This window comes from Paraburkholderia panacisoli (genome assembly GCF_008369935.1).
Classification (GTDB): domain Bacteria; phylum Pseudomonadota; class Gammaproteobacteria; order Burkholderiales; family Burkholderiaceae; genus Paraburkholderia; species Paraburkholderia panacisoli.
Genome location: NZ_VTUZ01000018.1, coordinates 94,107 through 115,803, shown reverse-complemented (window position 1 = coordinate 115,803; position 21,697 = coordinate 94,107). Strand labels below are relative to the sequence as shown.

16 protein-coding genes and 2 pseudogenes are annotated in these 21,697 nt (G+C 64.2%); 7 read left to right on the top strand and 11 right to left on the bottom strand.

Features of this window, described 5'->3' with window-relative positions; all coding sequences use genetic code 11:
- Nucleotides 1–41: 41 nt before the first annotated feature.
- From FVF58_RS25565 to FVF58_RS25555, 3 genes are read left to right on the top strand one after another with little or no spacing between them, the layout of a single operon-like run.
- On the top strand, nt 42–1,538 hold the full coding sequence (locus tag FVF58_RS25565; protein WP_149672613.1) for a class I adenylate-forming enzyme family protein: 1,497 nt from the start codon (nt 42–44) through the stop codon (nt 1,536–1,538).
- Between the two features lie 12 nt (nt 1,539–1,550).
- A complete protein-coding gene (locus tag FVF58_RS25560) occupies nt 1,551–2,366 on the top strand; it encodes an enoyl-CoA hydratase/isomerase family protein (protein WP_149672612.1) in 816 nt (271 codons plus the stop codon).
- Between the two features lie 50 nt (nt 2,367–2,416).
- The gene (locus FVF58_RS25555) at nt 2,417–3,412 is read left to right on the top strand and encodes an MDR family oxidoreductase (protein ID WP_149672611.1); all 996 of its coding nucleotides are present in this window, start codon (nt 2,417–2,419) and stop codon (nt 3,410–3,412) included.
- Between the two features lie 138 nt (nt 3,413–3,550).
- Here the strand turns inward: FVF58_RS25555 and FVF58_RS25550 are convergent, their stop codons facing one another.
- The 5 genes from FVF58_RS25550 to prpC all read right to left on the bottom strand — a co-directional run bounded on the left by FVF58_RS25550 (nt 3,551) and on the right by prpC (nt 10,007).
- The gene (locus FVF58_RS25550) at nt 3,551–4,168 is read right to left on the bottom strand and encodes a class I SAM-dependent methyltransferase (protein ID WP_149672610.1); all 618 of its coding nucleotides are present in this window, start codon (nt 4,166–4,168) and stop codon (nt 3,551–3,553) included.
- A gap of 10 nt (nt 4,169–4,178) precedes the next feature.
- Nucleotides 4,179–4,529, bottom strand: a complete 351-nt coding sequence (locus tag FVF58_RS25545) for a VOC family protein (RefSeq protein ID WP_149672609.1) — start codon at nt 4,527–4,529, stop codon at nt 4,179–4,181.
- A 49-nt stretch (nt 4,530–4,578) separates the two neighbouring features.
- Nucleotides 4,579–5,766 carry a 2-methylaconitate cis-trans isomerase PrpF gene (gene prpF, locus FVF58_RS25540; RefSeq protein ID WP_149672608.1) on the bottom strand — a complete coding sequence of 396 codons (1,188 nt, stop codon included), beginning with the start codon at nt 5,764–5,766 and terminating at the stop codon, nt 4,579–4,581.
- 128 nt (nt 5,767–5,894) lie between these two features.
- Nucleotides 5,895–8,492 (bottom strand): Fe/S-dependent 2-methylisocitrate dehydratase AcnD, encoded by a 2,598-nt coding sequence (gene acnD / locus FVF58_RS25535; RefSeq protein WP_149672607.1) that lies wholly within the window; start codon nt 8,490–8,492, stop codon nt 5,895–5,897.
- A gap of 345 nt (nt 8,493–8,837) precedes the next feature.
- Entirely contained in the window at nt 8,838–10,007 is a 1,170-nt protein-coding gene (gene prpC / locus FVF58_RS25530; protein ID WP_149672606.1) for a bifunctional 2-methylcitrate synthase/citrate synthase, read from the bottom strand.
- A gap of 217 nt (nt 10,008–10,224) precedes the next feature.
- Between prpC and prpR the strand changes: the two genes are divergently transcribed.
- Nucleotides 10,225–12,195 carry a propionate catabolism operon regulatory protein PrpR gene (gene prpR, locus FVF58_RS25525; RefSeq protein ID WP_149672605.1) on the top strand — a complete coding sequence of 657 codons (1,971 nt, stop codon included), beginning with the start codon at nt 10,225–10,227 and terminating at the stop codon, nt 12,193–12,195.
- Nucleotides 12,196–12,286: 91 nt separating this feature from the next.
- Here prpR and FVF58_RS25520 read toward each other — a convergent pair.
- A pseudogene (locus tag FVF58_RS25520) lies at nt 12,287–12,490 on the bottom strand (helix-turn-helix domain-containing protein); the annotation flags it as partial.
- Nucleotides 12,491–12,545: 55 nt separating this feature from the next.
- Between FVF58_RS25520 and FVF58_RS53010 the strand changes: the two are divergent.
- The 3 genes and pseudogenes from FVF58_RS53010 to FVF58_RS25505 form a co-directional block, all read left to right on the top strand.
- Nucleotides 12,546–12,710 (top strand): annotated as a pseudogene (locus tag FVF58_RS53010) (tartrate dehydrogenase); the annotation flags it as partial.
- A gap of 484 nt (nt 12,711–13,194) precedes the next feature.
- Entirely contained in the window at nt 13,195–14,553 is a 1,359-nt protein-coding gene (locus tag FVF58_RS25510) for an MFS transporter (protein ID WP_149672604.1), read from the top strand.
- Nucleotides 14,554–14,815: 262 nt separating this feature from the next.
- Nucleotides 14,816–15,145, top strand: coding sequence for a hypothetical protein (locus FVF58_RS25505; RefSeq protein ID WP_149672603.1), 330 nt, complete (start codon nt 14,816–14,818; stop codon nt 15,143–15,145).
- Nucleotides 15,146–15,244: 99 nt separating this feature from the next.
- Here the strand turns inward: FVF58_RS25505 and FVF58_RS25500 are convergent, their stop codons facing one another.
- From FVF58_RS25500 to FVF58_RS25480, 5 genes are all read right to left on the bottom strand, one after another.
- On the bottom strand, nt 15,245–16,402 hold the full coding sequence (locus FVF58_RS25500; RefSeq protein WP_149672602.1) for a glycoside hydrolase family 53 protein: 1,158 nt from the start codon (nt 16,400–16,402) through the stop codon (nt 15,245–15,247).
- A gap of 113 nt (nt 16,403–16,515) precedes the next feature.
- Nucleotides 16,516–18,480: a beta-galactosidase gene (locus FVF58_RS25495; RefSeq protein WP_149672601.1), complete on the bottom strand. Its 1,965-nt coding sequence runs from the start codon at nt 18,478–18,480 to the stop codon at nt 16,516–16,518.
- A gap of 61 nt (nt 18,481–18,541) precedes the next feature.
- Nucleotides 18,542–19,393: a carbohydrate ABC transporter permease gene (locus FVF58_RS25490; RefSeq protein WP_149672600.1), complete on the bottom strand. Its 852-nt coding sequence runs from the start codon at nt 19,391–19,393 to the stop codon at nt 18,542–18,544.
- Between the two features lie 20 nt (nt 19,394–19,413).
- Nucleotides 19,414–20,319 carry a carbohydrate ABC transporter permease gene (locus tag FVF58_RS25485; RefSeq protein ID WP_149672599.1) on the bottom strand — a complete coding sequence of 302 codons (906 nt, stop codon included), beginning with the start codon at nt 20,317–20,319 and terminating at the stop codon, nt 19,414–19,416.
- Between the two features lie 69 nt (nt 20,320–20,388).
- A complete protein-coding gene (locus FVF58_RS25480; protein WP_149672598.1) occupies nt 20,389–21,642 on the bottom strand; it encodes an ABC transporter substrate-binding protein in 1,254 nt (417 codons plus the stop codon).
- Between the last annotated feature and the right edge of the window lie 55 nt (nt 21,643–21,697).

The window sequence follows — 21,697 nt, the reverse complement described above, 5'->3', positions numbered from 1 at the left end:
CCCTGATTCAATCGAAGCTTCCTCTTTGAAGACGACTCATCATGAACAGCAAAGGCAATCTCGGCGCGCTCGTAGCAGCGGCGTGTCAACAGCATCATGGCTCACTCGCGATCGACGCGGCCAGCGACACCGTCAGCTACGCGCAATTGCTGCGCACGGCATCGGCGCTCGCGGCCAGACTCGAAAAACTCGGCGTCCTGAACGACGAGCCGGTGCACGTCCGGGTGTCGAATCAGCCGCATGACTTCGCCGGCTTGCTCGGCGTGTGGCTCGCGGGATGCGTCGCGGTGCCGATTCATCGCACTTCACCCGCCGCGGTCACGGCGCGGATTCTCGACAAGACGCAAGCCCGCTTCGCGGTCGACGTGCCGCACGCGTTCACCGGCGCACAAGCCGTGATCGAGCGCATCGGCACGACCGCGCCCGCGCCGCGCGAGCAACTCGACGATGCCGCGCTGATCATCTTCACGTCCGGCTCGACGGGCGCGCCCAAGGGCGTCGTGGTCACGCATCACGCGTTCTCCGCGAAGCTGTTCTCGATCGATGCGATGGTCCACTTCCGCAAGACCGAGCGCACGCTGCTGCTGCTGAACATCACGTTCAGCTTCGGCATCTGGGTCAGTCTGCTGACACTGTTGGGCGGCGGCACGATCGTGCTGCCCGAGAAGTTCGATCCCGCCCTGCTGCTCGCGCAACTGCGCGGCCAGACGATCCACCGGGTCGGCGTCGTGCCGACCATGCTGCGCGCGCTGCTCGCGCTGGTGCCCGCGGCCGGCCGTAACGCGGATGCGTTCGCGTGTCCGGACCTGCGGCAGATACTCACCGGCGGCGAACAACTCAGCGATCACCTCGCCACGCAGATCGAAGCGCTGTTCCCGAACGCCGATCTCATCAACATTTTCGGCCTCACCGAAACCTCGACCTGCGACTTCTTCCAGTTCCCGAACTATCGGCGCGCGAAACCTGCTTCGCTCGGCTTGCCGTCGAGCCGTGTCGAGTATCGCGTCGTCGACGAGCTTCAGGCGCCGGTCGCACCCGGCACGATCGGCGAATTGCAGTTGCGCAGCCCGTATCTGATGCGCGGCTATCTCGACGAGCCGCAACTGACGGCCGCGGCATTCGCCGACACCTGGTTCCGCACGGGCGACCTTGCGACCACGACAGCAGACGGCGACGTGCAACTGATGGGCCGCCAGAAGGAACTGATCGTGCGAGGCGGCAACAAGGTGACGCCAATGGAGATCGAGCAGGCCATCACCCTGTTCGAAGGGGTGGGCGCCGCGATGGCGGTGGGCGCCCCCGACGCGATTCTCGGCGAACGGATTCACGCGCTGGTCGTGCCCTGCGCGGGCAATGTCCTGGACGTCGCCGCGTTGCGCGCGTTCCTGTGTCTGAAGCTCGAAAAATACAAGATCCCCGATTTTTTCTACGAGGCCGACGCATTGCCGGTCGGCCGCACCGGCAAAGCGGATCGCCGCGAATTGCGCAGCATGGTGGCGACCGGCGCGCTCCGCCCGCTCAACCGTCACGTTCAATAGGAAGACCGATCAATGTCCACATTTTCCACGTTGCTTTACGCCGTTGAACAGAACGTTGCTCACCTCACGCTGAATCGGCCCGAGCGGTTGAATGCGCTCGGCAAGCTGTCGCTCATGGAGATCAATGCCGCGCTCGATCTCGCCGAGGCCGACGAGAGCGTCAAGGCGATCGTGATCAGCGGCGCGGGCAAGGCGTTCTCGTCCGGCTTCGATCTGAAGGAACAGATGGAAGCGCGGCCCGAGGGCGAGGCCGTGTGGCGCGAGATCCTCGCGCGCGATTTCGACACCACCATGCGCTTCTGGGATTCGCCCAAGCCGACCATCGCGGCGGTGCACGGCGCATGTCTCGCGGGCGCGTTCGAGATCGCGCTCGCCTGCGATATCACGGTCGCCACGCCGGGCGCGACCTTCGGCGAGCCCGAACTGAAGTTCGGTGCGGGCATCGTCACGATGCTGCTGCCGTGGATGACCAACCCCAAGCAGGCCAAGGAAATCATCCTGACCGGGCTCGACCGCATCGACGCGCAGTCCGCGCGCGAGCTGGGTCTGGTCAATCGCATCGTGCCCGAAGGCGAACATGTTGCCGAAGCGCTGCGTATCGCGCACACGATCGCCGTGATCGACCCCAACCTCGTGCGCGTGACGAAGGCCGCGATCAATCACAGCTTCGAGGCACGCGGCATGAAGGCCGCGTTGCAACATGCGCTCGACCTCGATCACACGATCGAGTCCGCCGGCTCGCCCGACAAGCAGGCGTTCATGGCGGTGGCGCGCGAACAGGGCATGCGCGAAGCCATTCAATGGCGCGACCGGCGGTTTGCCCGCTGAAGCCGGGCGCCGCAACCTCTTTACTTTTGAACCATCGGGAGATCACTCACATGTCGGAACAGACTTTCAACGCAATGATTCTTCGCGAAGAAGACAGGAAGACCAAGGCCTCGATCGAAACGCTGTCGTTCGACGCGTTGCCCAATGAAGACACGCTCGTCAAGATCGACTTTTCGACGATCAACTTCAAGGACGCGCTCGCCGTCACCGGCACGGGCAAGATCGTCAAGACGTGGCCGCTCGTGCCCGGCGTCGACTTCGCGGGGACGGTGGTCGAAACCACCCACCCGGATCTCGACGTGGGCCAGAAGGTCGTGCTCACCGGCTGGAGCGTCGGCGAGAAATACTGGGGCGGCTACAGCCAGTATCAGCGGGTGCGGGGCGATTGGCTCGTGCCGCTGCCCGCCGGACTCAGCACGCGGCAGGCGATGATGATCGGCACCGCTGGCTTCACCGGCATGCTCTGCGTGAATGCGCTCGAAGCCGCGGGCATCCGGCCGCAAAGCGGCCCGGTTCTGGTGACCGGCGCGGCGGGCGGCGTGGGCAGCGTGGCCGTGGCGATCCTGACCAGGCTCGGTTATCAGGTCAGCGCGTTGACGGGCAATCCCGCGAAACACGACTACGTGAAGCGCCTCGGCGCGAAGGAAGTCGTGGACGGCCCCGAGTGGGCCGAGCCGCCGCGCGCGCTGGAAGGCCAGCGCTGGGCCGCGGCGATCGATACGGTTGGCTCGAAGGTGCTGGCGCGTGTGCTGGCCGAGATGAATTACGGTGGCGTGGTCGCCGCGTGCGGCCTCGCCGGCGGCGCCGATCTGCCGACGACCGTGATGCCGTTCATCCTGCGCGGCGTCAAGCTGATCGGCGTGGACTCGGTCATGCTGCCGTCGAAAGAGCGGATCAGTGCGTGGCAGCGCATCGTGCGCGATCTGCCGCTGTCGGTGCTCGACGGCATTACGTCGAAAACCGTTTCGTTGACGGAAGTGGGCGGCGCTGCGGCGGATATGCTCGCGGGGAAATTGCAGGGGCGGGTTTTGGTCGATGTGAATTGACGGGGTGGTTCGTGCGGCTCAAGCGTTTAGCTTGACTAAACGCGTGGGTGCGAAAGCCGGGCCGGGATGGATGATGACCGTCCCGGCTCGAACTTTTTTGCCTGTCCGCAATGATGCGAATCGTCGATCGTTCATTATCTACGAGCGTTGCTCGAACGCTAGTCGCGTCCAGCTCACGCCCCTATCCCGATTGACCTGCTGAACCGACCCGGTATGCAGACGCTGCACGAGTTGCAACCCCTCGCTGGCCGCAAGCTGGATCGTCTCTTCAGGCGTAACGTCAAACATGCGGCGGCCATATGGAACCGGCCCATGTCGCAAAGACATGATCAACACGCCGCCCTCGCACACGAGAGAACTCACATTAGGCATCGCCCGGCGGCGCTGTTGCTCATCGAGGTGCATCCATACGGCGGTAAGCATGACCACATCAAACGTCTCGCGCCGCGCAAGCAGGATAGCGAGGTCGGGCAAGCTGTCGTCGATCCACTCGATCCGCGGCGACGAATGCAGCTTGATTCCCGCCGCGCGCAGTGGATCGACCGGCTCGACAGCGACCACCGCGTGACCCATCGCCGCGAATGCGGCCGCATCCGATCCCGACCCGGAACCGATGTCGAGAATTCTCGACGGGACGTCCGGGATGAGGTGCAGGATCGACCGGTGCTGGTCTGCAAACGAAATGCTCCGCCATTGCTCGACCAGCGCTTCCGCTTCTTCCGCATAGCCTTGCGTGCCGCTTACTTTGATGGACATCGATAGCGCATCAAAGATGAGCAAGCACATTGACAAGCTTGCCAAACGGATCACGAACGTAAAACCGCCGCAGACCCCACGGTTCGTCGACCGGACCATATTCGACGGGAAGCGCCGCCGCCTTCACACGTTCGAGCGCGGTGTCAAGATCGTCCACTTCGATCGACAGATCAGGCGTAGGCGTACCCGATCCTCCCTGCGCAGCGAAACTGATCTGCACATGCATCTTTTCGGAAGACCCGTAGGTGGCAATCCAGCCATGATCCATCAGCAACTCGAGACCGAATATCTGCTGGTAGAAGCGCTGCGCGTCATCCACCGCCTGCGTGCTGATATTCGCGACGATCCTTTTGACTTTCATGGCTCCCTCCACGACCGTGGCGACGGCACACCTGGACGCCGCACGACCGTCACCCCTCCTGCGGCACCCGTACCGATCCCTCCATCAACACTCTTGCGCTGCGGCTCATCACGGCCTTCGTCACCGTCCACTCGCCGTCCTTCTGACTCGCTTGCGCGCCCACCCGCAACGTGCCCGACGGATGCCCGAAGCGCACCGCCTCACGCTCGCCGCCACCGGCCGCCAGGTTCACGAGTGTCCCCGAAATCGCCGCCGCCGTGCCGATCGCCACCGCCGCTGTGCCCATCATCGCGTGATGCAGCTTGCCCATCGACATCGCCCGCACCAGCAGATCGACGTCGCCCGCACCGACGCGCTTGCCGCTCGACGCCACGTAGTCGGCCGGCTTCGCGACGAATGCGATCTTCGGCGTGTGCTGCCGCGTCGCGATCTCGTCGAGGTGCTTGATGAGGCCCATGCGCAGCGCGCCGTGCGCGCGAATGGTCTCGAACATCGCCAGCGCTTTCTCGTCGCTATTGATGGCGTCCTGCAACTCCGTGCCCGTGTAGCCGATCGCCTGCGCGTTCACGAAGATGGTCGGAATGCCCGCGTTGATCATCGTCGCCTTCAGCGTGCCGACGCCCGGCACGTCGAGATCGTCGACCAGATTGCCGGTGGGGAACATCGAGCCGCCCGCACCCTCTTCTTCCGCGGCCGGGTCCATGAATTCGAGCTGCACTTCCGCCGCGGGAAAGGTCACGCCGTCGAGTTCGAAGTCGCCGGTTTCCTGCACGGCGCCATCGGTCATCGGCACGTGTCCGATGATCGTCTTGCCGATGTTGGCCTGCCAGATGCGCACGGTGGCTACGCCATCGCGCGGAATGCGGCCTGCGTCGACCAGACCCGCGCTGATTGCGAACGGGCCGACCGCGGCGGACAGGTTGCCGCAATTGCCGCTCCAGTCGACGAAGGCTTTGTCGATCGACACCTGGCCGAACAGGTAATCCACGTCGTGACCGGGCCGGTTGCTTTTGGCGACGATCACCGTCTTGCTGGTGCTCGACGTCGCGCCGCCCATGCCGTCGATCTGCTTGCCATACGGGTCGGGGCTGCCGATCACGCGCATCAGCAGCGCGTCGCGCGCGGCGCCCGGCGTTTGAGCCGTCTCGGGCAAATCCTGCAGGCGGAAAAACACCCCTTTGCTGGTGCCGCCACGCATGTAGGTGGCCGGAATCTTGATCTGCGGTTTATGGGCCATGAAAGTCGTGTCCTGAAGTGAGCAGGCGGCATGGCTTGCGAGGCCACACCGCCCTGTGCTGCGTTACGTTTACATTCGTCGCTGAACCGCCTGCTCCGACGGCCTCAAGCGATTCAACCGGAGCAATCTCAAGCCGCCGCCTTCGACGACTCCAGAAAGTCCTGCGCAAAGCGCTGCAACACGCCACCGGCCTCGTAGATGGAAACTTCTTCGGCCGTGTCGAGCCGGCACGTCACCGGCACCTCGACGCGCTCGCCATTCCTGCGCTGAATCACGAGCGTCAGATGCGCACGCGGCTTGCGTTCGCCGATCACATCGAACGTCTCCGTGCCGTCGATGCCGAGCGTGATGCGATTCACACCCGCCTTGAACTCGAGCGGCAACACGCCCATGCCCACCAGGTTCGTGCGGTGAATGCGCTCGAATCCTTCCGCGACGATTGCCTGCGCACCCGCAAGGCGCACGCCCTTGGCCGCCCAGTCGCGCGACGACCCCTGGCCGTAGTCGGCACCGGCAATCACGATCAGCGGCTGCTTGCGCTCCATGTAGGTTTCGATCGCTTCCCACATGCGCGTGACCTTGCCTTCGGGCTCGATGCGCGCGAGCGAACCGGCCTTCACCTTGCCGTCTTCGAGCACCATCTCGTTCTTCAGCGTCGGGTTCGCGAACGTCGCGCGCTGCGCGGTCAGGTGATCGCCGCGATGCGTCGCGTAGGAATTGAAGTCCTCTTCAGGCAGGCCCATTTTCGCGAGGTATTCGCCGGACGCGCTGTCCGGCAGAATCGCGTTGGACGGCGACAGGTGGTCGGTCGTGATGTTGTCGCCGAGCACCGCCAGCGGGCGCATGCCCTTGAGCGTGCGCTCGCCGGCCAGCGCGCCTTCCCAATACGGCGGACGGCGAATGTACGTGCTCATCTCACGCCAGTCGTACAGCGGATTGGCTTTCGCGCCCGTGTCGACGGACACCGCGAACATCGGCTCGTAGACCTTGCGGAACTGCTCCGGCTTCACGCTCGACGCGACGATCGCGTCGATCTCCTCGTCCGACGGCCAGATGTCCTTCAGCGTGACGGCGTGGCCGTCGGCATCGATACCGAGCACGTCCTTCTCGATGTCGAAGCGGATCGTGCCCGCGATCGCATAGGCGACCACGAGCGGCGGCGACGCGAGAAACGCCTGCTTCGCATACGGATGGATGCGGCCGTCGAAGTTGCGGTTGCCGGACAGCACGGCGGTCGCATACAGATCGCGCTCGACGACTTCCTTCTGGATCACCGGATCGAGCGCGCCGGACATGCCGTTGCACGACGTGCACGCATACGCGACCACGCCGAAGCCCAGCGTCTCCAGCTCGGGCAGCAGTCCGGCCTCTTCGAGATACAGCGTGACCGCTTTCGAGCCCGGCGCGAGCGAGGTCTTCGCCCACGGCTTGCGGGTCAGTCCGTGCCGGTTCGCGTTGCGCGCGAGGAGGCCGGCGGCGATCATGTTGCGCGGGTTGTTGGTGTTCGTGCAGCTGGTGATCGCGGCGATGATGACCGCGCCATCGGGCATCAGCCCCGGCTCGTGCTCCACCTTGCCGCTGATGCCGCGCGCCGCCAGCTCGGATACCGGCAAGCGGCGATGCGGGTTCGACGGCCCGGCGAGCGTGCGCACCACGCTGGACAGATCGAACTTCAGCACGCGTTCGTATTCGGCGTGCTCCAGCGTATCGGCCCACAAGCCGGTTTGCTTCGCATACGTCTCCACCAGCTTGACGAGTTCGTCGTCGCGGCCGGTGAGCTTCAGATACTTGATGGTCTGCTCGTCGATGTAGAACATCGCGGCCGTCGCGCCGAATTCGGGCGCCATGTTGGCAATGGTCGCGCGGTCGCCGAGCGTCAGCTTCGCGGTGCCCGCGCCATAGAATTCGAGGTATGCGCCAACCACCTTTTCCTTGCGCAGGAATTCGGTCAGCGAAAGCACCACGTCGGTCGCCGTGATGCCCTCGCCCGGCTTGCCCGTCAGCTCCACGCCGACGATGTCCGGCAGCCGCATATACGATGCGCGGCCGAGCATCACGCTTTCCGCTTCGAGGCCGCCCACGCCGATCGCGATCACGCCGAGCGCGTCCACCATCGGCGTATGCGAGTCGGTGCCGACCAGCGTATCGGGGAACGCCACGCCGTCTTTCACCTGCACCACCGGGCTCATGCGCTCCAGGTTGATCTGATGCAGGATGCCGTTGCCCGGCGGAATCACGTCGACGTTCTTGAACGCGCGCTTGGTCCAGTTGATGAAATCGAAGCGGTCTTCATTGCGCCGGTCTTCGATCGCGCGGTTCTTCGCGAACGCATCCGGATCGAAACCGCCGCATTCGACCGCGAGCGAATGGTCGACCACGAGTTGCGTCGGCACCACCGGATTGACCAGCGCAGGGTCGCCGCCTTGCGCGGCAATCGCATCGCGCAGGCCGGCGAGGTCGACCAGCGCGGTCTGGCCGAGAATGTCATGACACACCACGCGCGCCGGGAACCACGGGAAGTCCAGTTCGCGCTTGCGCTCGATGATCTGCTCAAGCGACGCGGTCAACATCGCCGGATCGCAGCGGCGCACGAGGTTTTCGGCCAGCACGCGCGACGTGTACGGCAGTTTGTCGTAGGCGCCGGGCTGGATCGCGTCGACCGCGGCGCGCGTGTCGAAGAAATCGAGCTGGGTGCCGGGAAGGCGTTTGCGGTTTGCAGTATTCATGGCGTGGGGAACAATAGTGTAATGATCCGGCGTCGATCGCGATCAGCAGCGGCTTGTCGCTTTTCGGACGGCGCTTTTCGGGCGGCGCTTTGTGGCGGGCCGGTCAGACAATGTGTGTAGTTTAGCTCGCTGGTTCGCGGCCGCCTGGTTGAACGCGTTGCACGAGCGGATGCTCTTGCCACTCTTTCAGTCGTCGCTGCAAAAAGCAGCCCTGGCTCAGGGTGTCGGTGAGCCAGGGCCCAACTTCGTCGCATCGAACTTCGAGGACGCAACGGAGGAGAAAAGCTTGCGCGGCTTGACTGCTGCTACGCGTTCAACGGCTCGCGGATGCCGGGTCGGCCATCGTTAGACGCGTTTTGCGAGCGGCACGAACGGCAGGTCGTCGGGGCCGGTGTAATTCGCGCTCGGCCGGATGATCTTGTTGTCGATGCGCTGCTCGATGATGTGCGCGCTCCAGCCGGCCGTGCGCGCGATCACGAAAATCGGCGTGAACATCGCCGTCGGCACGCCCATCATGTGATACGAAACCGCGCTGAACCAGTCCAGATTCGGGAACATCTTCTTCGCTTCCCACATCACCGATTCGAGCCGCTCGGCGATCGAGAACAGCTTGCTGTTGCCCGCTTCCTTCGAGAGTTTCTGCGCGACTTCCTTGATCACCTTGTTGCGCGGATCGGAGATCGTGTACACCGGATGGCCGAAGCCGATCACCACTTCCTTGTTCTCGACGCGGCGGCGGATGTCCGCCTCGGCTTCGTCAGGCGTCTGGTAGCGCGACTGGATCTCGAACGCGGCCTCGTTGGCGCCGCCGTGCTTCGGGCCGCGCAGCGCGCCGATCGCGCCGGTGATCGCCGAGTAGATGTCCGAGCCCGTGCCCGCGATCACGCGGCCGGCGAAGGTCGAGGCGTTGAATTCGTGCTCGGCGTACAGGTTCAGCGACACGTGCATCGCGTCGACCCACGACTTCGACGGCTCGACGCCGTGCAGCAGATGCAGGAAGTGGCCGCCGATCGAATCGTCGTCGGTTTCCACCTCGATGCGCCTGCCGTTGTGCGAGTAGTGGTACCAGTACAGCAGCATCGAGCCGAGCGAGGCCATCAGCTTGTCGGCGATGTCGCGCGCGCCCGCCAGGTTGTGATCGTCCTTCTCCGGCAGCACGGTACCGAGCACCGACACGCCGGTGCGCATCACGTCCATCGGATGCGCGGCGGCGGGAATCCATTCGAGCGCGGCCTTGACGTTCGCGGGCAGGCCGCGCAGGCTTTTGAGCTTCGTCTTGTAGGCGGTCAGTTCGGCCTGGGTCGGCAGCTTTTCGTGGACCAGCAGATAGGCGATCTCTTCGAATTCGCACGCACTCGCGATGTCGAGGATGTCATAGCCTCGGTAGTGCAAGTCATTGCCGGTCTTGCCGACCGTGCACAGCGCGGTGTTGCCCGCCGTCACGCCTGATAGCGCGACGGATTTCTTCGGTTTGAATGCGCCCGCGTTCGTCGTGCTGTTGTCTGCTTCGCTCATCAGTTTTTCTCCAAATACAGTGTGGGGCTATTTGACCGGCTCCTTAAACGCAAAGAACGGGCCAGCCCGGTCACTTCCCGCTAAGTACCTGATTTGGCAGGAGTCAGCCGCGCCGCCCTTGTTTCGTCTCATTTCATAAATGAAACTCCAATTTCAAATTGGAAATCAATGCGCGCATAATGGCTGGACTTTCCAAGCCTGCCGCGAGCCGCCCGCCTTGAACACACCTCTGTTCGAACCGTCCCCGCGCCCGCGCATCTGGGCGCTCAGCATCAGCCGCCTGCGCGATCTGTTTTTCGACATCGCCGGCGAATACGTGGAACGCGCGGACCTGCGCATCGTCTCGCACGGTTTCGAAGATGCCGTGCGAGAGATCGAGGCCGCGGGCGCGGCCCGTCCCGACGTCGTGATTGCCGGCGGCTCCAACGGCGCGTATCTGAAAACGCGCGTGACGGTCCCGGTCGTGCGGATCAACCCGACCGGTTTCGACGTGATGCATGCGCTCGGCCGCGCGCGGCGCGACGGCGCGCGCGTCGCGCTCGTCACGCACGGCGACACGCCTGAAGAAGTGCGGCGCTTCGCGGCCGCCTACGCGCTCGACGTCACCTTCGCGTCGTATCAGTCCGCGCAGGATGCGGAAGGCGTCGTGCTCGACCTGAGCGATCGCGGCGTCGACGTGGTGGTCGGCCCCGGACTCGTCACCGACCTCGCCGCGAACGCCGGGATGGGCGCGGTGTTTCTCTATTCGCGCGCGTCGGTGCGCGCCGCTTTCGACACCGCGCTCGAAGTCGCGCAGGCGACCCGTCGCGAAACCGTGCGCCGTCAGCGGCTCGACAATCTGCTGCAGCATCTGCGCGACGGCGTCGTCGCGCTCGACGCGCAAGGGTGTGTCGAAGTGATGAACCAGCGTCTAGCCAGCGTGCTCGGCATCGACGCGGCCAAAGCCGCCGGGCGCGCGCTGCTCGACCTTGCGCCCGATCTCGCCGGCAGCCTGCCGGACGCGGACGGCGATAGCTTCTGCACGGTCCGCGGCGCGAGTTACGTCGTGCATCGCGGGCCGCTTGCCAGCAGCAGCGCGGCGGCGGGCACCGTGCTGACGTTTCAGGAATCGCGCGCCGTCGAGCGACTCGATCGCACGTTGCGCGCGCGCCAGCGTGTGCAACAGTTCGCCGCGCGCTACCGGCTCGAGGATATCGTCGGCGCATCGGCGTCGATCGAACGGGTGCGCTCGCTCGTGCAGCGCTACGCGAGGTCGGATGCAACCGTGCTGATTCTCGGCGAAAGCGGCACCGGCAAGGAGATGGTCGCGCAGAGCATGCATCAGTTGAGCGCGCGGCGCGACTTCGCATTCGTCGCGATCAATTGCGGTGCGTTTCCCGAGGCGCTGCTGGAGAGCGAGCTGTTCGGCTACGAGGAAGGCGCGTTCACCGGTGCACGCAAGGGCGGCAAGGCGGGGCTGATCGAAGTCGCGCACCGCGGCACGCTGTTTCTCGATGAAATCGGCGAAATGCCGCTGTCGTTGCAGAGCCGGCTGTTGCGTGTGCTACAGGAACGCGAGGTGGTGCGGCTCGGTTCGACGGAGCCGACGCGCGTCGATATCCGGGTCGTCGCGGCCACGCATCGCGCGCTGACCGAGGGCATCGAAGCGGGTAGCTTTCGCGCCGATCTCTACTACCGGTTGAACATTCTGAGCATCGTGCTGCCGCCGTTGCGCGAACGTCCCGACGATCTGTTGCCGCTCGCCGTCGAATTGCTGCGGCAAGCCGCGGCGCGTGAACCGAGGCTCGCGGCGCGCGTGCCCGATGCGGCCGCCGCCGAACGGGTGCTGATTGGACTTGGCGCGTCGTTGCGACGTTATGCGTGGCCGGGCAATGTGCGTGAATTACAGAATGTGATCGAGCGGATTGCTGTCGAACTCGCTGACGCGGACATCGATGCTGACGCGCCGCACGAAGGCGTGACTGTCCTCACGCGTGAGATGCTGCGCGACGTTGCGCCTGAAGTCGTGGAGGCCCATGCACGCGCGGCGAAGCCGGCCGCGCTGACGCTGCGCGAGCGCAGCCGCCACGTGGAAGCCGATCAGATCCGCGCGGCGCTCGCGGCCCACGACGGCGATCGCGATGCGGTCTGCGACGCACTCGGCATCAGCAAGACGACGTTGTGGCGGAAGTTGAACGCGGGGCGTTAGGCTGGTGTGAGTGATGCGTTTCGACGCGCAGCGGTTACGTGAGCTGCGCTGTCCGCGGACGGCGAAGCGCGTTGGTTGAACGTGTGGGGCGTCCGGCTGTTGTGGATGCATGCGCGCGCAAGCGCCGCGCCGCGTACTGACATGCGTGACGCACAGTCTCGAGCACACTGATCCGCTTGCTGACATAGGCCGCGGACACCGACAGGGCCTCCGCCGCCGCGCTGAAACTGGACTTGCGCGCCACTTGGCAAAAAGCGCGCAAATCGTTGAGATCGGGTGACGGCACGGCGTTCATAGGTCCTTCGTTGTACACAAATCGTGCACAGTCGCTTAACAAAAGCTGTCATTTTATGCGCAGCAGCAGGAATAGAATAAGCGTCTTTGAACAGCCGAACCTCCCAACGGAAGAGCACAACGCGTCGAGGAAATATCGGATCGCGGTCATTCCCGGCGACGGCATCGGCGTCGAAGTCATGCCGGAAGCCATTCGCGTGCTGGACGCTGTGAAACGGCGCTCGCCTGGGTCGTTGGCTACCCCGGTAGATAGTGTCGGGTAATCCCGCGTTGACCCGATGCTATCGGATTACTTACAGTTCGATGTTCGGACAAAGAATCACAGTTCTATATACGAACAAACACGTTATAGACCGGATCGACGGCCAAGGCGTCCCGACTTCGCGGCGGTTGGCCGCGCTGCTGCCCGACCGGCCCGCCCCGGCCACCGCGACACGCGCCACGAGGGCACATGGCATCGCGAATCCGGCGCGGGGCTGGCAGCCGGGCTGTCCAGGTACCATTCACCGTCGGAGCGTACCGGCCTTCATGCGTCACATGGCATGGCAGCGCATCGACGGCAAGATACGCCCGGCAAGGTGCGCCGCCGTCGTCCACACAGCCGGTTCGCAGCGGACGCAGGCATCGTGTACTGCTTCCAAACAGCGTACGATCGTAATAAAGGAAAGGCGCGTCTCAAAGCGCTTTTGCAATCAGGAGACCATCATGAGCCGCAGCACCGCTGTGAACGTTCAAACCTTCATCAACGAACATCCCTTTTCGCCGTTCCAGTGGCTGATTTTTTTCATGTGCTTCGTGATCGTCCTGCTGGACGGTTTTGACACCGCCGCGATCGGCTTCATTGCGCCTTCGCTGATCGGCGAATGGGGCATCTCCAAGCCGGCGCTCGCTCCGGTGCTGAGCGCGGCGCTGTTCGGCCTCGCGTGCGGGGCGCTCGTTTCGGGCCCGCTGTCGGACCGTCTCGGCCGACGCTTGATGCTGATCGGCTCGGTGCTGCTGTTCGGCGCGATGTGCCTCGCCTCGGCCTTCTCGACCGGCATCGAGCAATTGACCATCCTGCGCTTCGTCACGGGCGTCGGCCTCGGCGCGGCCATGCCGAACGCCGTGACGATGATGGGCGAGTATTGCCCGGACCGCCGCCGCGCGACCCTGATCAACCTGATGTTCTGCGGCTTTCCGCTCGGCGCGGCGTTCGGCGGCTTTCTCGCCGCGTGGATGATTCCGCATTTCGGCTGGCGCAGCGTGCTGCTGCTCGGCGGCATCACGCCGCTGCTGCTGTTGATCCTGCTGCTGTCGCAAATGCCGGAGTCGGTCCGCTACATGGTGGCGAACCGCAAGCCGACCGAGCGGATTCGCACGGCGCTCGCGCGCATTTCGGGTGACGCGGTGCACGCCAACGCCTTCACGATGACCGAAAGCGCACCGCAAACCGGCGGCAAGGGCTTGGCCGTCGTGCTGTCGCGTTCGTACATCGTCGGCTCGGTGATGCTTTGGGTGGCCTACTTCATGGGCCTCGTGATCTTCTACGCGTCGATCAACTGGATGCCGATCCTGCTGAAGGACGCAGGCCTGACGCCGCAACGCGCCACGCTGATTTCCGCGCTGTTCCCGCTCGGCGGCGTCGGCGCGGTGCTGTGCGGCGTGCTGATGGACCGCTTCAACGCGAACCGGATCATCGCGGCCTGCTATGCGCTGACCGCGGTGAGCGTGTATTTCATCGGCCAGGCGGCCGGCAACGTGGGCGCGCTGGTGTTCATCGTGTTCGTCGCGGGCGTGTTGATGAACACCGCGCAATCGTCGATGCCGGCGCTCGCCGCCGCGTTCTACCCGACCGAGGGCCGCGGCACGGGCGTGGCATGGATGCTCGGCATCGGGCGCTTCGGCGGGATCGCGGGTTCGTTCCTCGTGGCCGAACTGACGCGCCGCCACTTCACGTTCGGCGGCATCTTCGCGACGGTTGCGGTGGCGGGCCTGCTTTCGTGCGTGGCCCTGCTGATCAAGCAGGCGGCACGCCCGCATGTGGCGGCGACGACTGGCGCGAAGACGGAGTCGTTCGGGCATTGAGCGGGTGCGCGGGCGCTGGCTTCGGTGTCGGTTTCGACGCCGCGCCGGCGCCGCCCGTCAAAGGGCAAGCTAGATGGTCCATTGATTCTTCGGAGCCGCCGCAACGGGCGGCTTTTTCATTTGCGCCGCCCACGCGTGAGCGGGTAAAAAACGGCACACGTCACTTCCCGATAAACTACGCGGTTGTTTGCCCGTGCCGATGCCGCGATGGTGGATGCCGCCATCGCCGCACCGTCGCTCATCTCAAGTCAGGATTCCGGTAATGAAACGCGTAGTCGTATCCGCGCTGCTGGCGGCGTGCCTCGCGCAACCGGCCGCTCAGGCCGTTGCACAGACAGTCAGCGATCAATGTTTTGCGATCGGCGATATTGCCGGCCAGGTCGCTTCGTGGCGCGCGCACAAAAAGACCAAGGCCCAGGCGCTCGACCAGGCAGCGCGGTACTACAAGGATCCAGCCGACCGGCAAACGGTCGACGCGATCATCGAGAAGATCTTCAGCCCGGACGCGCCGCATATGACGCCCGATCAGGCCAGCATGGCGTTCACGTCCGCGTGTGTGAAGCAGAAGCACGAGCAGGCACCCGCGCAGTGATGCCTGCTGTCAACGCGGCGGGCTCGACCGCCCCGCCGCGTTGAACGAGACACATGCACTCGCAATCGCCGTGCGCAAATTGCGCTGCCAGTGCCGGCACTAGCGTTTGCGAAATGCGTCCAGCGACGGCAGCGCGTTGCCGCGAAAATCGAACAGCGTGTTGTTGTCCCACTGATCGCCGGCGCCGACTTTCCATCCCACGTTCGGCGTCGGAATCCATTCCGGCTCCCACCAGAACACACCCTTGCCGTGTCCATCGGGAATCGCCTTCACGACATTCGTCACCGCGCCAAGAAACTGCGCCTGGCCGGCCGGCGTCTGCGGATAGGTCGCGGTGCCCACGTTGGTCATCGAGTTGGGTTCCGAATCGCCGTCGCTGGTCGTCCACGGATACGCGGTCTCGACCACGATCACGTCCTTGTCGTAGCGCGTCGCCAGATCGTTCGCGTTGTTCTGCAGATCGCTCAGCGAGCCTTGCCACTGCGGATAGTAGGACAGCCCGATCACATCGAACGTGACGCCGCGCTGCGTGGCGCTGTCGAACCACCAGCGACTCGTCGCGTTGTTGCCGCCGCTGTCGATATGCAGCATCACCTTGATGCGCTCGTCGACGGATTTGACCGCGTCATGCCCCGCCTTCAACAGCAGCGCGAGATTGTCTAACTGGTCGTACTTGCCGAGCGGCCACAGCATGCCGCCGGTGATTTCGTTGCCGATCTGCACCCACTCCGGATGAACGCCGTCGCGCTTGAGCATCTTCAGCACATTCGACGTGTACTCGGACAGCAGCGCGCAGGTCTGCGTGATGTCCTTGCCGGCCCACTCGTGGGGCGGATACTGCTTGCCCGGATCGGCCCACCAGTCGCTGTAGTGGAAGTCGATCAGCACGCGCATGCCGAGCGCGGCAGCACGGCGCGCCAGCACGCGAGCATGTTCGGCATTGTTGTAACCGGCCGCGGGGCTCTGATTGGCAGGAAAATAGTTCGGATTCCCAGGATCGTTCCAGACCTTGATACGAATCGAGTCGACGCCATGGTCCTTCAGAATCCGCAGACAGTCGAGCCGCTCGCCGTGCTCGTAGAACTTCGCGCCGTTCGCTTCGAGTTCGAGCAGCGTCGACACGTCCGCGCCCATCGCAAAGCGGCCGCCACGCGCTGCGGATTCCCGCTCCCCCGCGACGGCGGGCAGGCCCACCGTCGTGCCGACGCCCGCTGCAGCGGCAGAGGCCAGCCATCCCAGCATTTCTCTTCGGTTCATCCGTCATCCTCCATCGATTAATGGCGGCTCTGGCAACGGCCGCCTGGTCCGGTTTGAAGCGCCTGTGTTTCACCCTCCGGTTTTCTACTTCCGACTGCACTCTCTTTGCGGTTTCAAGCGTCTTGCCACACGCAGACATCGCCGGTATTCAGGCGCGGCTCGCCGAGCACGAAACTCGCGTGAGCGGGCGCTGGCGCTTGCACCGTCTGCGGACCGAAGTTGAACGCGAAGGTCAGCCCGCCGCGCCGGCGAATGCGCAAGCCGTCGGCCAGCAGTTGCGCGTCGATACCGGCGTCGCTCGCCGCCTGCTGCAACACCGTGCGATGCAACGCGTGAGACAGCCAGCCCGCGACGTAGCGAAGCTTGCCGTGCGTGAGAAGCGCCGGCCACGCGTCGTCGAATTGCGCGGTAACGCGCGTCTCGCCGTTGGCGCGTACATGCTCGCGCCAATGCATGGCCGCGCCCTGCGTGCCGTCGATCGACAGCGCGGGCGCGAGCGTCGGCCGCAGCGACTCGGCTTCGAGCACCTGCATCGGCAGCACGCGCTGCAACGCGCCCGGCGGCAAATTGCCGGGAATCGCGAACGCGTCCGTTTTGGAGCCGCTGCGCGGACCGAAGACCCATTGCGCGCTGCTGCGTTCGATCTGATCGACGAGCGCATCGTCGATCACCGCGATGCTCGGCACGACCACGAGGCGATACGCGCAAAGGTCCGCGCGGCTCGACACGATATCCACATCGAGCCCGAGTTCGCGCAACGCTTCGTAGTAGTCGAACGCGAGCGTCTGGTAGTCGAAGGTCTTGCCATGACGCTGGATCTCGAACATCCATTGCGTCTCGTAGTCGAACACAAGCGCCGTCGCCGCGCGCACAGGCGCGCCGAGCGTCGACAGCGCTGCGGAGTTCGCGATCTCGCGCGCCGCCTGCTGCACTTCGAGACCGCCGGGCGACAGTTCGTTGTTCGGCAGGTTGAGGCCGGAGTGCATCTGTTCCTGCGCATACGGACACTGGCGCCAGCGGAAATACGACACCAGTTCCGCGCCGTGCGCGAATGCTTCGTAAGCCCACAGCCGGACCATGCCCTTCGCGGGCACCGGATTCCACGGCGCCCAGTTGACCGGACCGGCCTGCTGTTCCATCACCCAGAAGCGTCCCGCACCGATCGCCCGATAGCGGTCGTGGTCGAACGCGGACACGTCGGGATGCGCGGTGCGAGCGAAACGTGCCTTCTGCTCTTCAGGCAGCGCAATCGACTCGGTACGCGCGATCGGATAGCTGTCCCACGCCGCCACGTCGAGCGCATTGTTTTCGGCGAAACGGTAGTGATCGAAGGTCGTGAAGAAGCCCATGAAGTTGTGGAGCAGATCCGCCGCCGGCGCGTGCTCGCGCAGCACTTCGATCTGTTCACGGTGAAAGCTCGCCACCTCATCGGACATGAAGCGGCGGAAGTCGAGCAGATGGATCGGATTGGCGTCGGTCGGCGTGAGGTTCGGCAAGCCGATCGCGTCGAACGACGGATACTCCATGCTCCAGAACACGTTGCCCCACACGTCGTTCAGCGACGCGACGGTTTCATAGCGCCGTTGCAGCCATGCGTGAAAGCGCTTGAGCGCCGCAGCCGAATAGCTCGGCACGGTCTCGTGACAGCCGAGTTCATTATCGGTCTGCCACGCGACGATCGACGGATGCCGCCCGTAACGCTGCGCCATCGCGGCGACGATCCGCACGCATTCGCGCCGGTATGTGTCGCTCGAAATGTCGTAGTGGCGACGCGAGCCGAAATTCCAGCGCGTGCCGTCGGCACGCACCGGCAACACGTCCGGGTGCGCGTCGATCAGCCACTTCGGCGGCGACGCGGTCGGCGTGCCGAGCACCAGCTTCAGGCCCGCTGCCGCGAGCGTTTCGACCGCTTCGTCGAGCCATTGCCAAGCGAAAACGCCCGCGCGCGGCTCCATCCGGCTCCACGCGAATTCGGCGATCCGCACGTGCGTGATGCCGAGTTCGACCATACGCTTCGCATCGTCGGCCCACATCGTGCGGGGCCATTGTTCCGGGTAGTAACAGACACCAAGTTGCATGAGAAAGTCTCGTTGTGAGTTGACGAGTTGACCGGTTGACCAGTTGACGTCGGCCAGGTGCTCAGCCTTTGCTTGCACCGAAGGTCAGGCCGGCGACGAAGTGCCTCTGCATCGCGAAGAACATCAGCACGGAAGGCAGCGCGGCCAGCACCGAGCCCGCCGCGACCAGATTCCACGCGGTCGTCCATTGCCCCTTGAGCGCGGCGACGCCCACGGTGATCGGCGCGGCCTCGTCGCCCTGTGTGAGGCACAGCGCCCAGAAGTAGTCGTTCCACACGAAGGTGAACACCAGGATGCCGAGCGCGGCGAGCGCGGGGCGGATCAGCGGCAGCACGATACGCAGATAGACGGTCCATTCGCTCGCCCCTTCCACGCGCGCCGCTTCGATCATCTCGAACGGCAACTGCTTGATGAAGTTGCGCAGAAATAGCGTGCAAAAACCGGTCTGGAACGACACATGGAAAATCACCAGCGCCCACACGGTGTTGAACAGACCAAACTTCAACGCCATGTCGCGCACCGGAATCATCAGGATCTGGATCGGCACGAAATTGCCGGCGACGAAAGCGAACAACACCGCCGTATTGCCGGGGAAACGGTAAGTGGCCAATGCGAAGCCGGCCATCGATGCCAGCACGATCGCGCCGATCACCGAAGGCACCGTGATCAGCACGCTGTTGGCGAAGTAATGCAGCATCGGCGTTTGCGTGAGCGCGGTGCCGTAGTTTTCGAGCAGCGCGAAATGCTTCGGCCACGTCCAGTAGTCGCCTCGCGAAAGCTCGTCCGACGAGCGGATCGACGTGACGAGCACGGCGAGCATCGGCAGCAGCCAGATCAGCAAGGCGAGCGGCAACGACGCTTTGTAGAGCGTGCGATTGAGCGGTTTCCAGCGTTCGACGGGAAGCGGATACATGACACGTAACTCCTGGGCAATCAGCGTTCTTCGCGCAGCATGCGGCGCAAATGGAACACGATGTAGACGAGCATGATGGCGAACAGCACGACCGCAATCGCGGCGGAATAACCTTCGCGGTAGTACTTGATGGCCTGGTCGTACATGTAATAGGCGAGCACGGTGGAGCTGTCGAACGGACCGCCGCCGCTCATCACCGCGATCAGATCGAAACTGCGCAGCGCGCCGATCACGGTCAGCACCACGGCCATGAAGGTGGCGGGCCGCAATTGCGGCAGGATCACGTGCCACAGCAGTCGCAGGCCCTTCGCCCCTTCCATGCGCGCCGCCTCGACCACCTCGGGATTGATGCCCGTGAGGCCGGTCAGATACAGCACCATGCAGAACGGCGTTTGCGGCCACAGCGCGGCGAAGATGATGCCGAGCGTCACCGTGCGCGGATCGCCGAGCACCGGAATGCCGCGACCGACGATCAGCCGCAGCAACCCGAAGCTCGGGTCATAGAACCAGCTGAACACGAGACCGACCACCACGCCCGACAGCACGAAAGGCGCGAAGAACAGCGACTTCACGACACGCATGCCTCGCATATGCTGGTTCAGATACAACGCGAACAGCAGGCCGAGCGGCGGCGCCAGCAGGAACAGCGCGAGCCAGATCAGGTTGTTCTTCAGCGCCGTGTAGAACGTGTCTGAATGAAACAGCTCGACGTAGTTGGAAAGACCGGCGAAGGTCTTCGGCGTCATCCCATCCCAGTTGTAGAAACTGAGCGAGATGCTGCTGATGATCGGGTAGATCACGCACAGACAGAACAACGCACAGCCCGGCAGAAGAAAGAAAAACGCGGCGCGGTGCTGATGACGCCGCGTGGTCGAGACGTGACGGTGCCGGGCCGCGGGTAGGCGGCGCGCTGCGGAATGAGACATGGATCGAGCCTCGTCGGAATTCGAAGGCGAGCGCCGGCCGCCGCGACTACGCGGCCGGCGTTGCGGGACTTACTTCTGGTAGATGCGCTTCCTCGTCGCTTCGAGGCGGGCGAGCACGGCGTCGAGTTGCGACGGATCGCTGTAGAACTGCTGCATGGCCTTCATGCCTTCGTCGGCCATTTCCTTCTGCATGTCGCGGTCGTAGAACTGCGCGATGCCGCCCTGCGTACTCGCGAGCGTCTGGAAGCCGACCTTCGAGATCGCGTCTTCAGGCTCGGCGGCCTTGCTGTTCGACGGCAGCTGACCCCAGCCCTTCGCGAGATCGGCGTTGATCTGCGGCTGTTCCATGAAGGCGAGCAGCTTGCGCGCGTCGGCCTTGTTCTTCGCCTTGGCCGGAATCAGCAGCACGTTGACCGGACCGTCCTCGGCCATCGGCACATTGGCGTCGATCACCGGGAAGCGGAAGAAGCCGATCTGATCCTTGAGGGACGGCGGAATGCTCGCCGAGAAGAACGTGCCCATCAGCATCATCGCGGCCTTGCCGTTCACGAGGAACGGCGCGATCGAATCGAGATCGTACGAGAGCGCGTTGTCGATATAGTCGTGATTCTCGATCAGCGTCTTCCACGTGGTGTAGACCTTCTTCACGCGCGGATCGGTGTACGGAACCTCGCCCGCCATCAGCTTCTGATGGAATGCGTTGCCGTTGATGCGCAGATTCAGATAGTCGAACCATGCGGCGAGCGTCCAGCTGTCGCGCGCGGCCACGGCGATCGGCGCGACGCCGATTGCCTTGAGCTTCTTGTTGGCTTCGAGAAACTCATCCCAGGTTTTCGGCTCGCTCTTGATGCCGGCCTTCTCGAACAGGTCCTTGCGATAGAAGAAGCCATACGCGTCGTAGCCGAGCGGCGCGGCGTACTGCTTGCCCTTATACGTCGATGCTTCCTTGACCGACGCATACTGCTGTGACCAGCCGTTCTTCGCCCAGTCGGACGACAGGTCTTCGAGCAGGCCGCGTTGCGCGTAATAGGCCATCCGTTCGCCGTCGTGCCACGACACGACATCCGGCGGATCGGTGGCGAGCCAGCCGCCCATCTGCACCTTGTATGCCTCTTCGGTGATGTAGGTCACCTTGAGATCGACATCGGGATTGGCTTTCTTGAACTTGTCGAACGCGTCCTGCCAGGTCGAGCGCTGATTGCCGCGCGCCGACACGTTGACATTGAGCGTGGCGGCGTCGGCCGTGACGCTGGCTAGCGCGCCGGCCACCACGGCGGCGGCTATCGACACCTGGGCAAGACGGCGAAGGCGAAGAGCAATCATCTTGTGTCTCCTTAACTACCTTGTTGACTGACAGCGAGTGGCTGCCAGCGAAGTA

What these genes read in the sequence shown, in the direction of transcription:
- FVF58_RS25565 (WP_149672613.1), top strand. Translation starts at nt 42, where the DNA reads ATGAACAGCAAAGGCAATCTCGGCGCGCTCGTAGCAGCGGCGTGTCAA.
- FVF58_RS25560 (WP_149672612.1), top strand. Translation starts at nt 1,551, where the DNA reads ATGTCCACATTTTCCACGTTGCTTTACGCCGTTGAACAGAACGTTGCT.
- FVF58_RS25555 (WP_149672611.1), top strand. Translation starts at nt 2,417, where the DNA reads ATGTCGGAACAGACTTTCAACGCAATGATTCTTCGCGAAGAAGACAGG.
- FVF58_RS25550 (WP_149672610.1), bottom strand. Translation starts at nt 4,168, where the DNA reads ATGTCCATCAAAGTAAGCGGCACGCAAGGCTATGCGGAAGAAGCGGAA.
- FVF58_RS25545 (WP_149672609.1), bottom strand. Translation starts at nt 4,529, where the DNA reads ATGAAAGTCAAAAGGATCGTCGCGAATATCAGCACGCAGGCGGTGGAT.
- prpF (WP_149672608.1), bottom strand. Translation starts at nt 5,766, where the DNA reads ATGGCCCATAAACCGCAGATCAAGATTCCGGCCACCTACATGCGTGGC.
- acnD (WP_149672607.1), bottom strand. Translation starts at nt 8,492, where the DNA reads ATGAATACTGCAAACCGCAAACGCCTTCCCGGCACCCAGCTCGATTTC.
- prpC (WP_149672606.1), bottom strand. Translation starts at nt 10,007, where the DNA reads ATGAGCGAAGCAGACAACAGCACGACGAACGCGGGCGCATTCAAACCG.
- FVF58_RS25510 (WP_149672604.1), top strand. Translation starts at nt 13,195, where the DNA reads ATGAGCCGCAGCACCGCTGTGAACGTTCAAACCTTCATCAACGAACAT.
- FVF58_RS25505 (WP_149672603.1), top strand. Translation starts at nt 14,816, where the DNA reads ATGAAACGCGTAGTCGTATCCGCGCTGCTGGCGGCGTGCCTCGCGCAA.
- FVF58_RS25500 (WP_149672602.1), bottom strand. Translation starts at nt 16,402, where the DNA reads ATGAACCGAAGAGAAATGCTGGGATGGCTGGCCTCTGCCGCTGCAGCG.
- FVF58_RS25495 (WP_149672601.1), bottom strand. Translation starts at nt 18,480, where the DNA reads ATGCAACTTGGTGTCTGTTACTACCCGGAACAATGGCCCCGCACGATG.
- FVF58_RS25490 (WP_149672600.1), bottom strand. Translation starts at nt 19,393, where the DNA reads ATGTATCCGCTTCCCGTCGAACGCTGGAAACCGCTCAATCGCACGCTC.
- FVF58_RS25485 (WP_149672599.1), bottom strand. Translation starts at nt 20,319, where the DNA reads ATGTCTCATTCCGCAGCGCGCCGCCTACCCGCGGCCCGGCACCGTCAC.
- FVF58_RS25480 (WP_149672598.1), bottom strand. Translation starts at nt 21,642, where the DNA reads ATGATTGCTCTTCGCCTTCGCCGTCTTGCCCAGGTGTCGATAGCCGCC.